This is a genomic window from Alteromonas sp. V450, assembly GCF_001885075.1.
Classification (GTDB): Bacteria; Pseudomonadota; Gammaproteobacteria; order Enterobacterales; family Alteromonadaceae; genus Alteromonas.
Window position 1 is genome coordinate 2,869,889 of record NZ_MODU01000004.1, and the last position, 13,240, is coordinate 2,883,128.

The 13,240-nt window shown below is 45.0% G+C and carries 7 protein-coding genes; 5 read left to right on the forward strand and 2 right to left on the reverse strand.

Going from position 1 to position 13,240, the window contains the following annotated elements:
* Positions 1–210 precede the first annotated feature (210 nt).
* Entirely contained in the window at positions 211–1,560 is a 1,350-nt protein-coding gene (gene gorA / locus BK026_RS12495; RefSeq protein ID WP_071816125.1) for a glutathione-disulfide reductase, read from the forward strand.
* Between the two features lie 83 nt (positions 1,561–1,643).
* On the opposite strand, the gene BK026_RS12500 is transcribed toward gorA, so the two are convergent.
* The gene (locus tag BK026_RS12500; RefSeq protein WP_071817637.1) at positions 1,644–3,875 is read right to left on the reverse strand and encodes a molybdopterin oxidoreductase family protein; all 2,232 of its coding nucleotides are present in this window, start codon (positions 3,873–3,875) and stop codon (positions 1,644–1,646) included.
* A gap of 257 nt (positions 3,876–4,132) precedes the next feature.
* Here BK026_RS12500 and BK026_RS12505 point away from each other — a divergent pair, with 257 nt between their 5' ends.
* Positions 4,133–7,468, forward strand: a complete 3,336-nt coding sequence (locus BK026_RS12505) for an amidohydrolase family protein (protein WP_071816126.1) — start codon at positions 4,133–4,135, stop codon at positions 7,466–7,468.
* Between the two features lie 76 nt (positions 7,469–7,544).
* Here BK026_RS12505 and BK026_RS12510 read toward each other — a convergent pair whose 3' ends face one another.
* Positions 7,545–8,684, reverse strand: coding sequence for a hydroxymethylglutaryl-CoA reductase (locus BK026_RS12510; RefSeq protein WP_256253936.1), 1,140 nt, complete (start codon positions 8,682–8,684; stop codon positions 7,545–7,547).
* Positions 8,685–9,495: 811 nt separating this feature from the next.
* Between BK026_RS12510 and BK026_RS12515 the strand changes: the two genes are divergently transcribed.
* Genes BK026_RS12515 through BK026_RS12525 form a run of 3 tightly spaced genes read left to right on the forward strand, consistent with a single transcriptional unit; the run spans position 9,496 to position 13,234 of the window.
* Complete coding sequence (locus tag BK026_RS12515; protein ID WP_071816128.1) at positions 9,496–10,746, forward strand: HlyD family secretion protein; 1,251 nt, start codon at positions 9,496–9,498, stop codon at positions 10,744–10,746.
* On the forward strand, positions 10,743–12,932 hold the full coding sequence (locus BK026_RS12520; protein ID WP_071816129.1) for a peptidase domain-containing ABC transporter: 2,190 nt from the start codon (positions 10,743–10,745) through the stop codon (positions 12,930–12,932). The genes BK026_RS12515 and BK026_RS12520 overlap by 4 nt, the downstream gene beginning before the upstream one ends.
* On the forward strand, positions 12,929–13,234 hold the full coding sequence (locus BK026_RS12525) for a LuxR C-terminal-related transcriptional regulator (protein ID WP_071816130.1): 306 nt from the start codon (positions 12,929–12,931) through the stop codon (positions 13,232–13,234). Before BK026_RS12520 ends, BK026_RS12525 begins: the two co-directional genes overlap by 4 nt.
* Positions 13,235–13,240 lie beyond the last annotated feature (6 nt).

The following is a 13,240-nucleotide window of genomic DNA, read 5'->3' on the forward strand; positions in this document are numbered from 1 at the left end:
ACTAGCCTTCGCTGCCTGAGGGTTGGTTTGCTTTTTAGTGCCCCCATTACATAACAACGAGTAAAAAAAAGCATCATCTTCTAGAGCGTGTTGGATAATTAGAAGAGCATATTAATTTGTTGGTAATTCGCAGAAGAAAAGTAAACGTTGCCGTAGTAAGCTGTTTGTACGCAACTCAAATTTCGTCTAATGACAAACAAGGTTTTTTGTATGACACATTTTGATTATATCTGTATTGGTGGCGGAAGCGGCGGCATTGCATCGGCAAACCGCGCCGCAAAACACGGAAAAAAAGCTGCCATTATTGAAGCAAAAGACATTGGTGGTACTTGTGTAAACGTTGGGTGCGTGCCTAAGAAAGCCATGTGGTATGGCGCTCAGGTTGCTGAAGCAATCCATCGCTATGCCCCTGAGTATGGGTTTGACTTGTCGGTAAATCACTTTAGCTGGGACAGCCTTATTGCCAGCCGTCAGGCTTATATTGAACGTATTCACGCGTCTTACGACCGCGTTCTTACTGCGAACGACGTGACCTTAATTCGCGGTTTCGCGAAGTTTATCGATAACAACACGGTAGAAGTTAACGGCGAAAAATACACGGCTGATCATATTACGATTGCTGTTGGCGGTCGTCCAATCATCCCCGATATTGAAGGTGCCGAATACGGCATTGATTCTGATGGTTTCTTTGCGCTTAAAGAGCAACCTAAGCGCGCTGTTGTGGTGGGTGCTGGTTACATTGGGGTTGAGCTGGCCGGCGTACTTCACGCCCTTGGCACAGAATCGCACCTGATAGTTCGCAAGCATGCGCCACTGAGAAATTTCGACCCGCTCATTCACGAAACCTTAGTGGACATGATCCACGCGGAGGGTTGTAAATTACATAATCACGCAAGCGTTGAAAAAGTAGAAAAAGTTGATGATGGAGAGCTATCAGTACACTTAACCAATGGTGAAGTACTAAAAACTGACTGTCTTATTTGGGCCATTGGCCGTAAGCCCTCTACTGACAAAATTGATATTGAAAACACCGATGTTGAACTAAGTGATGACGGTACAGTTAAGGTAGATAAATACCAAAACACCACAGCGAAAAACGTGTACGCGGTAGGCGATATTACTGGTGAAGCAGAGCTCACTCCAGTGGCGGTAAAAGCCGGCCGTTTGCTTAGCGAGCGTTTGTTCAACGGCCAAAAAGAAGCGCATATGGATTACTCACTGATCCCTACTGTCGTGTTTAGTCACCCTCCTATTGGCACAATTGGCCTTACTGAGCCAGAAGCCGCTGAGGAATATGGTGAGGACAACATTAAAGTATATACCTCTAGTTTTGCGTCTATGTACACGGCGGTAACGCGCCATCGTCAAATGACTAAAATGAAGCTGGTATGCGCCGGAAAAGACGAAAAAGTAGTAGGCCTTCACGGTATCGGCCACGGCATGGATGAAATTCTGCAAGGTTTTGCTGTTGCCATTAAAATGGGCGCAACAAAGGCTGACTTTGACGCCTGTGTCGCTATTCACCCTACCAGTGCTGAAGAGTTCGTTACTATGACCTAAGACCTAAGAATAGGTGCTTAATTGAGTGCTTTCTTACAAAAACCGGCATTTACTAGCAAGTAAATGCCGGTTTTTTTATGTGCTTAACTTACTTTTTCCAGTTCAACAGGCACGCCGTTTAGCACCGCATTGCCCGACAGTTCGTCTATTTGTAAATCGTCAGTAAGTATGTTGGTGTTAACCCCAGGGTGCTGACTTGCCACAGATAACTTTATACCCTTTTTGTCATGTCCCCATCCATGCGGGATAGACACCACACCGGGCATAATTGCATCTGTAATCTCAGCCTCAATAGTTAGCTGGCCCACTCGCGATTTCACGCTTACGCTGTCACCATCTTCAATGCCGTATTTAACCCCGTCGTCAGGGTGCAGCTGCAGCGTACAACGGTTATTACCTTTCACCATACGCGGGCTGTTATGCAGCCACGAATTATTGGTTTTAATGTGCCGGCGCCCTATCAAAACAACGGACTGATTTTGTTGCGTAGCATGGTTCGCATTTCCAAAAAAATGCGTATTAACCCTGTCTAAATCAGCCATGAAGTAATCAAAGTCTAAGTGGATCTTCTTATCCTCATGGAACAAAGCATGAGGCAAGGAACGCTGTAGCGGCCCTAAGTCAATTCCGTGAGGGTGTGCTTTAAGCATTTCAATCGACAGTCCTTCTGCGGGAATGTCGGGTGAAGTTTGATTTGAGTTAGCCTGAACATCTCTGTTTTCGTTTGCTCTTCGACCATACAGCCCAGCTTGCAATAAATCGTCAACCACGCCTCTAGGCTGCTTATCCCAAAGTGCCGCATAGTGAGTGGTACCTTTGCCGTTTAGCGCGTCGAGTCTTTCAGCCAAAGACAAATAAATTTGCCAATCGGTAAGCTGATCTTCATCAATGTCCACGACGGCTTCCGAATACTTAGCAAAATTACGCACCGCAAAATTATGAAAAACAATATCGTAGTGGTCGCGCTCTAGCGCAGTTACTGGCGGAAGAATGACATCAGCATGACGTGAGGTTTCGGTAACATAGAAATCTACTGCAACCATAAAGTCGAGTTGAGAAAAGGCTTCATCAAGTTGTTCTGCATTTGGCGTAGTGACCACGGGATTACCAGCACCAATTACCATGGCCTTAATTTGCCCTTCTCCTGGGGTTAAGATTTCTTCAGCTAAACATGCTACCGGGTATTCACCCGCAAACGCCGGGAGCCCTCTTACACGAGAGGTAAAATCGCCCATGCTGCCTCTACCCGAAACTGGCAGTACATCGGCAGCTGGCTGAGTAAACATCATGCCACCTTGCTTATCCAAATTCCCAGTAAGCATGTTAAACAGCATGATGAGATACTGAGTAAGCGTGCCAAACGCCTGCACGCTAGCTCCCATTCTGCCGTAACAAACCGCAGACTCAGCATTACAGAAATCCAAAACAAGCTGAGTAATATGCGAAGCCGAAATTCCTGTGAACTCACTCACCTTTTGTGGTGAATACTCGCGTACGTATTTTTCAACCTCCTTAATATCCTCAGCATAAGGTAAAATTTCATCCACTTTGAATAGCTGCTTTTCAAACAGTACATGCAGCATAGCAAGTAGCAACAGCACATCACTGCCTGGACGTATAAAGTAGTGCTCACAGCTGATATCGGCAGTTTCACTGCGCTTTGGATCGATAACGATGACTTTACCACCGCGGTTTTGAATGCCCTTCAACCGCTTTTTCACGTTTGGCACCGTCATAATGCTGCCATTTGAAGCCAGCGGATTTCCGCCAATGATCATGAAATGCTGCGTGTGGTCGATGTCAGGAATGGGGATTTGAGAGATATGCCCAAACAGCCGTCTACTTACAATGTGATGCGGCAGTTGGTCAACAGATGTAGCGGAATAACGGTTGTGCGACTTAAGAGCTCGATAAAAATAAGGTCCGAACAGTATTGAGCCCATATTGTGCGCATTAGGGTTTCCCAAATATACACCCACTGCGTTATTGCCGTGCGCGTTCTGGATGTGATGCAACTTGCTTGCGACCAAGTCAAAGGCTTCGTCCCACGAAATCTCTTCCCAGGTGCAGTCTTCCCAGGCGCTGTCTTCTCCGTCAATTTTTACTCTTTTAACTGGGCGCTTCAAGCGATCAGGGTCGTCGTACAAATCTTTTAACGCACTGGCTTTTGGGCAAATATGGCCTTGGCTAAATGGGTTATCTTTATCCCCTTTTACTGACAATATTTGACGGCCTTTCGTTACAACCTCAATACCACACATCGCTTCACAAAGCGTACAGGTAGAGTAATGCAATTGATGTTCAGCGTTGCTCACGATAATTCCCACACAATCATTGTTAATAACTTGTTATGAAATTAGCGATTATTACTGTAATACACAAGCATCACTGAAAATGATGGTGTGTTTGTTAAACGTTAAATTTGTAGAGGCAGTCGCATTAGCTGAATGAACTTTTTGCGTTTTGCAGTAGACTTAACGCCAAGTTTACAATTTGAGAGTGCACGTCTGAAGTTAACTCATGTACTCTGATGTAGACAGAAAATAAATAACAAGCGGTTGGAAACATAATTATGATAACGACAAAGAAAAGTTTACTGGCCATCACGCTAGTAAGCGCCCTGGGCTTGGGCGTCGCACCTACTCTATACGCCCACAACGACAGTGAAGAAAAAACAGAATCCGAAGTCGAAAAGTGGGACGTTAATAACCCACCTTATGCACTAAACGAAGTCACCATTAAGACAAACGAAACCACCTGGTCGAGCTTAGACGTTGCTCCAAACGGCAAATTTATGGTTTTTGACATGCTGGGCGACTTGTACAAAGTGAGTATGAGTGGCGGCGATGCGACGCCGCTAACACAAGACTTCGCCTGGAATATTCATCCGTCGATTTCTCCCGACGGCAAGCAAATCGCATTTATCTCAGATAAAGATGGGTTAAGCAATGTATGGGTTATGGACATTGATGGCAGTAATCTTCGTCAGGTAACAAGAGAGAAAAGCAATCTTATCCACTCTCCAAAGTGGAGCCCCGACGGCGAATACTTAGTGGTTACCAAAGGCATTATGTCTAGCCGTAGTATTCCGGCGGGCGAGATTTGGATGTACCACAAATCAGGTGGTGACGGCCTACAAATTAAAGCCCGTAAAAGCGGAAAGCGCGACCAACAAAACATTGCGGACCCTGTATTTTCTCATGACGGCAAATACATTTACTTTACCGAAAATACCGTTCCGGGCGCACGCTTTGAATATAACCGCGACCCACTAGAAGGCATTTTTGCTATCACTCGCTACGACCGCGAAACCGGCGAAGAGAGCCGCTATATCAGCGGTACAGGCGGTGCGGTAGTCCCTACCCCTTCACCGGACGGTAAATACATTGCTTTTGTTCGTCGCGTTAAAGATAGAACCGCGCTTTTCATTAAAGACATTAAGACAGGCGTTGAAACACCGCTGACGTTGGAACTAGAGCGAGATATGCAGGAAGGCTTTGGTTCGGAAGGCTACTTTGCCTACTTCGACTGGATGCCGGACAGCAGCAAAATCGTATATTGGACAGGCGGTAAGTTCCACACTATCAACGTGAAAGATAAAACCACCAGCACCATGGACGTAACTGTTGAAGGTACGGTGAAATTCGCAGATGCGCTGCGCTTTGACGTTGATGTAGCCCCTGATGAATTTGACGTTCGCATGATCCGCTGGTCTCAAATGTCGCCTAATGGTAAGACCGTACTTTTCCAAGCATTAGGTAAACTTTATGTGCGCGACGTTAAATCTGGCAAAATTAAGCGTTTAACGAAACAAAACGACCATGACGAGTACTATCCGCGCTTTTCTAACGACGGAAAGTCGATTGTTTATACCACCTGGAATGACCAAGACCTAGGTACCGTTCGCGTAGTTTCTGCACGAGGCGGCAAAGGAAAGGTGATTACCCAGCAGCCAGGTCACTACATTGAACCTTCGTTCTCTGCCGATGGCGAAAAAGTGGTGTTCCGAAAATTTACCGGCGGCTACTTGCTAGACCCTAAGTACTCGGTTGAACCAGGTATTTATGTCGCAGACCTTGAAGAAGATACGGTAGAAAAAGTGTCTGATGGCGGATACAACGCGCATTTCGCGGGAAGCGATGACCGAGTTTATTTCACCGAATCAGCGGGCGGCGAGGCGTACTACGAAACTCAGCTTTCTAGCGTCAACCTTAAGGGTAACGACAAGCGAACCCACCTTTACGGTGCAAATAAGGTAAGTGAGTACAAACTTTCACACGACAAGAAATGGGTTGCGTTTGTTTACCAATTCAAAACTTATGTAGCGCCATTTGTTGAAAATGGTAAGCGTATTACCATAGGTCCGAATATGACCTCACTGCCAGTAACCCAGCTTTCAAGCCGCGCGGGTGAATACCTAACCTGGTCGCCTGACAACAAAACTCTTAGCTGGTTTAACGGTCCTACGCTATTTAGCCGTTCACTCGATGAAGCCTTTGCTTTTGTTGAGGGCGCGTCTGAAACCTTGCCTGAACCGGTAGCTGAAGGTATGGACTTGTCGTTTACCACCAAAGCTGACAAACCATCGGGTTACAAAGCCTTGGTTGGCGGCAAAATAGTAACCATGCGCGATGCCGACAATACCCAAGAAGTCATAGAAGATGGTGTTGTGCTAATAAAAGACAATCGCATTGAAGCAGTGGGTAAACGCGGCGACATAAGCATTCCTGACGGTGCGTTAGAAATTGATACCACCGGTAAAACGATTATTCCTGGGCTGGTAGACGCGCACGCTCACGGCTCGCAAGGCCGTAACGAGATTATTCCGCAGCAGAACTGGAGTCAGTACTCGAATGTGTCATTCGGCGTAACAACAATTCACGACCCATCAAACGACACAACGGAAATATTTGCTGCGGCTGAACTACAGCGTAAAGGCGATATTGTTGCGCCGCGAATTTACTCCACCGGCACTATTTTATACGGTGCAGAAGGGCTGGGTTACAAAGCAATCATCAATAATTATGAAGATGCTTATTTCCACGTAGAGCGCCTAAAAGAAGCCGGGGCTATTTCGGTGAAAAGCTACAACCAGCCGCGTCGTGATCAGCGTCAACAGGTACTGTGGGCGGCAAAGAACCAAGAGATGATGGTTGTGCCTGAAGGGGGCGGTAAGCTTCAACAGAATCTGACCATGCTGGTAGATGGGCACACTGGTCTTGAGCACAGCATTCCTGTAGAAAAAGGCTACAGCGATGTCACGCAGCTATGGAAAGCCACCGAGTTCGGTTATACGCCAACCTTTGTTGTATCCTACGGCGGCATGATGGGTGAAGAGTACTGGTACGATAAAACAGAAGTGTGGAAGAACCCACGTCTTCTTCGTTATACCCCATCGACTATTCTAGATAGTCGCGCTATTCGCAGGCCTACTGCACCAGAAAATCAATACAATCACCAAAACGTAGCAAGCTACGCCAAAGAACTTCGAGATAATGGCGTTAGTGTACATATAGGTGCGCACGGACAGCGTGAAGGCTTAGCTGCTCACTGGGAGCTGTGGATCATGGAGCAAGGTGGCTTCACGCCTTGGGAAGCGCTACGCGGTGGTACTATAGATGGCGCTAAACATTTAGGTATGGGCAAAGATCTTGGCAGTATCGAAAAAGGTAAACTTGCAGATCTAGTAGTCATTGATGGCGACGTACTTAGCGACATTAGAAAAAGTGAATTCGTCGAATACACCGTACTTAATGGTCGCGTTTATGAGTCGGCGACCATGAACGAAGTGGGCAGCAAAGAAAAACGCAAGCCGTTCTTCTTTGAAAAAGATAATGCCACCTTTATGCCGCAACAAACGGCAGATGAAGTGGAAGCGAAAGCGCACCACTATCATTGGGAGCATTAATCCAACAAGCGCTAAACCAACAGGGGCTTCACATTATGTGAAGCCCCTTTGCTTTTAGTTAGGAAATCTATTCTTTTTATCGGTTTCGCCCGTATTGCTCGTGTGACGATACCCAATCTGATGAACTAATTGCCGATGCTAGCGATAATTCGCCAGCCAGTACCACCGAGGCAACGATTTCAGCAAACTTGTAAACGCGATCACGGCCATAACAGTCTAGCAATTCCAAGCACTCCCGCTGCGTACCAATACCTGTACCACCGCCGTATGTAGCGACAATAAGCGAGGGGATAGTGATTGAAACATACAGATCCCCTTCTTCAGTTAATTCGGAATACATCATACCGGCTGAGGACTCAGACACATTTGCCACATCTTGGCCTGTAGCTATAAACATGGCGGTAATGCCATTGGGTGAATGCAGACCCGTGTTGTTTACCCCCGATAAAAACGAGCCAACACCGGCAACTCGGCCATGATAATCTATTTGTTTAGGGTCGACGCGCATAACTTCTAGAAGATGCTCTCGCTTAATTGTCGCTTCAGCGGTAACGCGTTTACCCCGTGTTCGCATAATATTTATTTGCGACGCTTTTTTATCTGTCGCAAAGTTAGACTCTAAATAGAAGTTTTCAATACCTTGGTAATTATCCAGTATCCATCCGCACGCGGCGAACGTTGCTCGGCCTACCATGTTTTGCCCAGCGGCATCACCAGTTTTATAGTTGAACCTGAGGAAAGCAAATTTATTTGAAAGAAAATGATCAATATATGTGAGTTTAGCGATACTTGACGTTGCTTCTGCTTCCTCTTTTATTTTTTCAAAGTTATCTTTAACCCACTTAACAAAGTCACGTGCTCCACGGGCGTTTTCAAATATAAATACAGGTGCACGTTGCATCGCATCATCAACCACCGTAGCAGTTACACCGCCACTCATATTTAGCAGTTTCATTCCTCGATTATAAGATGCGACCAACGTGCCTTCGGTAGTCGCAAGTGGAACAACAAACTCCCCTTGTGCGTGCTCACCATTAATCTTCAACGGCCCTGCTACGCCAATAGGCACTTGTGCTACGCCAATAAAATGCTCGATATTCCCTTGAAGGGTAGTGGGGTCGATAGAATACTTACCAACGTGATTCACCTTTTTCCCAGTCGCACTTTCAAAATATGCCTGACGTGTTTTTATAATTTCTTCAGCATAGTCATCCATATCATCACGAGGAATACTGGCGCTTCGTTGACCGGGTGGGGAAATATTATCCTCAACCTCAAACTTTAGTTTCCCAAAAGGCGAAGCAGAAAAGCATATACCCAGCTTTCTTTTCTCAGGACAAGGCGCTTTATCAATATCCAAATGAACCGTAATGGTTTGTCGTAGACCGAAGGCTTTGCCTTCAGAGGCATTTAATGCTTCTGCGGAAATACTGTCATCCGCAGTTAACTGAAGCGTGACTTTTTCATTCGGTATCTTTTCCCCATCTAACGAAATCCACTTTACCTCTTTAATTGTGGCATCTTTCAAACGATTTTTAAGCGAAAAGGAAAGCCCTTTATCTGTTTTAGTTAAGCTTGCACGTGTGTAGAGTTGTTTTAAGAGTATGCTGGGTACGAACATAGTACGTCCTTCTTATTGCTGTTATCGCCATTAATTACATATTTCTCTCACTTTTATAGCACACTCTTTGTGCAGTTCTATGACTTAATGCACCTATTTGCAGACTTATTTGTGTCAAATCAATTCTAATTTTGGGTCAATTCTTTCCAAAACTGAGCCATTGATAGACTTTTACGCTCAGCGTATTAGAAATGGGCGCCTTCTTATCTCCACCTTCCGTTCGTAATCAATAAATTACTATTTGTCACCGCAGTTTTGATGACCACAAGGTATCTGATCGTAGCAAAGGAGGTGTCAGGGATAACGATGCCAAGGATGACGAGCTCACAAGGAATGAGCGTCAGATACCTTAATTCAAGATCGTAATTTACGGCTGATCTTTTCAACAAACGATAGGGACGCACAAATGAGAAAAGGATTATTTAGAACGGAGGTGGTAAACAGACCGACAAGTAATAGTCATGGGAATATTTTGCTTTCGCCCTCCCCTATATATTCACTGCTTACAGGAATGTTTGTGGTTTGGCTTGCGGCAGCAATTATTTACATTAGTGTCGGTCAATATCCTCGTAAAACGTCTGTACAAGGATGGTTAGAACCTAAAACAGGCATGTTTAAGTTGTTCTCACATTCACAGCGAGGAGAAGTAACAGCCGTACATGTGGAAAATGGAGCAAAGGTTAGCAAAGGCGACCCACTTGTTACTATCAGCTATCGAGATAAAGATACAAACGGTTCAGCCAATACCTTTGTATTTGAGGAATTAAAAGCGACAGAAGCACGAACAATGCAAAGCTTAATGCGTCTTCGAGAGCTGCATACACTAGAAAGGATGCAGCTCTCATCCGAACGCAGTAATGCGAAAAGCGTACTTGAGGAACTAGACACGCTTGTTCAACTTGCGCAGCAGCAATGGTCACTTGCTAACCGTCGCTTGGATCAGCAGACTCGCCTTAAGAAAGCCGGCTTTGCAAGCCAAAAAAATATTGACGATGAAGAATTCAGGGTTCTTTCACTGACACATCAGTTAAAGCGTGCCGAACAAGAGCGAGAGAAAGCGCGCCTACACCTGAAGTCGTTATCTCAAAAGGTTTCATCTCTTCCCCAGCGGCATGCAAATGAGCTCAGCGACATTGAAAATAAACTGAGTGATATCCGCAGGCGCATCATCATTCAAAAAAACGCGGAAGAAAAAACGATTTACGCATCGCATGGTGGAGTGGTGTCGGGTTTGAATGTCAAAGTAGGCTATATCGTAGATGGTAAACGTCCTTTGTTGACGGTACTCCCGCAAAACGCGGCAATGTTTGCAAGAATCGTAATACCCGTCAGTAATGCTGGATTTATTGATGTAGGGCAATCGTTAAAAATTCGCTACGACGCGTTTCCTTATCAGAAATTTGGCACTCATTTGGGCGAGGTTGTTAGTGTCTCACCCACAATGATGTTACCTGGGGAACTCGTCGATGCACCCATCTTAATTCAAGAACCATCCTACGTTGTAACGGCAAAACTCAATACCAATGAAATATCTGCGTACGGTAAAGCTTTAACACTTAAAGCCGGGATGACCTTTTCAGCAGATGTCCTTTTGAGCCAAAGAACCTTAATCGAATGGCTACTTGAGCCACTGTATAGTATACGGGGCAAATTGTGACAACAATTAACGCACAAAATACTCTTGCAAGAGACATTTTTTCAACGTTCAAGCGCGTGCCCTGTATTTTACAAAGCGAGGCTGCAGAGTGCGGGCTAGCATGTATTACTATGATCGCACAGTTTTATGGTGACAAACGCGACCTCAACATGATGCGGCAGATATCGCCGGTAAGCATACGTGGTACTACGCTAAAAGACATCATAACGGTGGCACATCATCTAGGCTTTCGTAGCCGAGCGATTAAAGTCGAGTTGGAAGATTTATCCCAGATCACGCTGCCTGCAATCATTCATTGGGATTTAAACCATTTTGTTGTTCTAGCGGCAGTAAGCAATGACCAGATTGAGATCAATGATCCCGCTCAAGGGAAAAGAGTGCTGTCGTTTGAAGAAGCTTCTCGACATGTTACCGGTATCGCTCTAGAAGTATGCCCTACAACTGACTTTGCTCCCCGCCCCGCTGGGAGGAAGATTAGCTTTTCCAGTTTTTTAAACAACAGTGCCGGAATGAAGCACAGTTTAATTGTATTGCTCTCGCTTTCAATTGTACTTCAAGTACTAGCCATTGCCTCACCCTACTACTTGCAAACTGTGGTAGATGATGTCTTGATTTACAACAATGACGCACTACTACACACTCTTGCTATTGGCTTTGGGCTGCTTCTCATTATTGAATGTGCTACCGCGGCACTGAGAAAAATCATCATTTTGTCGGTATCGACTCGACTTCAACTACACTTGTCGTCATCAGTATTCAAACATTTGCTCTCACTTCCTTTAGACTATTTTAGCAATCGCCATGTAGGTGATGTTGTTTCGCGATTTAGCTCGCTAAGCCATATTCGAGAGTTTCTTACCACTGGGGTCGTTTCTGCTATATTAGATGGAATAATGGCCGTGTTAACAATCACAGTCATGGCGATTTATTCCATCAAGCTTACTCTTGTCGTTTTGGCACTCATTGTCGTAAGTTTGTGCATAAAGTCGGTAATACTGCCGTTTATGCAGCGGATAACCACTGAGCGTATTGCTCTATCGGCGAATGAACAAAGCTACTTTATGGAGACCGTTAGAGCGGTCATGCCTGTAAGGGTATATCAACAAGAGGCGCATCGGTTAAGCCATTGGCAAAATAAGCTTGTTGCTATGCTTAACAAAGATGTTCTGCTGGGCAAAATTAATATTGGCAGCAGCATAGCGAATCAGTTTTTATTCGCTGTTGAGAACCTTTTAGTTGTGTATATTGGCGCGCTGCTTACCATGGAACACACTTTGACCATCGGTATGCTACTCGCCTTTATTGCTTATAAAACCCGCTTCGTTAACGCTATCAATGGCGTTATCAACAGCCTTATCTCTTACAAGATGCTCAACGTTCACTTTGACCGTGTCAGCGACATTCTTCTCACCAAGCAAGCAAAAAATAGGCTCGTAACACGTAAATTAGGCCTTTCCAATTGCCATAGTGCTCTGGTACCAGCGCATACTGATGCGCATCCCATTCTCATTGCTGAACAAATAAGCTTCAAATTTAGCGTTGCCAATGAGTTGGTTGTTGACGCGCTGAATTTATCTGTTAAGCGCGGGGAAAGTATTGCAATAGTAGGTGCAAGTGGCACGGGTAAAAGCACGTTACTGAAATGCTTAATGGGACTGTATACCCTGACGAGCGGCAGCATAACAATGTTCTATAACGAAAAACGTCCACCGAAAGTTGCAGCCGTGTTACAAGACGACTCATGTCTTAGTGGCACAATCGCAGAAAATATTTGCTGCTTTGACAGTGCACCTGACTTAGAAAAAATAGTGACCGCTGCGCAGTTAGCCTGTATTCATGAAGAAATCATAGCGATGCCTATGCAATACCACTCTTTGGTAGGAGATATGGGAAGCAGCTTAAGTGGAGGGCAACGCCAGCGTATTTTACTAGCCCGCGCTTTATACCAGTCGCCTGACATTTTGTTCTTAGACGAAGCGAGCAGTCATTTAGATACTGTTAACGAAACTCGCATAAATCAGCATCTAAACACATTGAAAATCACACGAATTATTGTGGCTCACCGTCCACAGACAATCGCCGTTGCAGACAAAGTTTATCACTTAAAAAACGGCAAACTTTACTTTAACTCACCCACGGAAGTACAAGGGCAAATTACCACTGAACCATACGGAGAATACCAATGACCACACATGAAATACGTGAAAATACGAGCTTAATGACCGCTCAAGAACGTGAGCGAATTGGCACACTTGGCATAACGCCGAGCTTAGAGGCTGTTCCAATAACCTGTTTGTCGAAGCGGGAATTACAGGTTGTCTATAAAATTATGGAAGGAAGCTCAAATAAAGTTATTGCTAATGAGCTTTTTATAAGCGAACGAACCGTTAAATTTCACTGTGCCAACATTTACAAAAAACTTAATGTTGACAGTCGCTCAGCACTTATAGCAGGTTGCTTTCGAACGCTTTATCAAGACTTGTTGTAAAGCAAG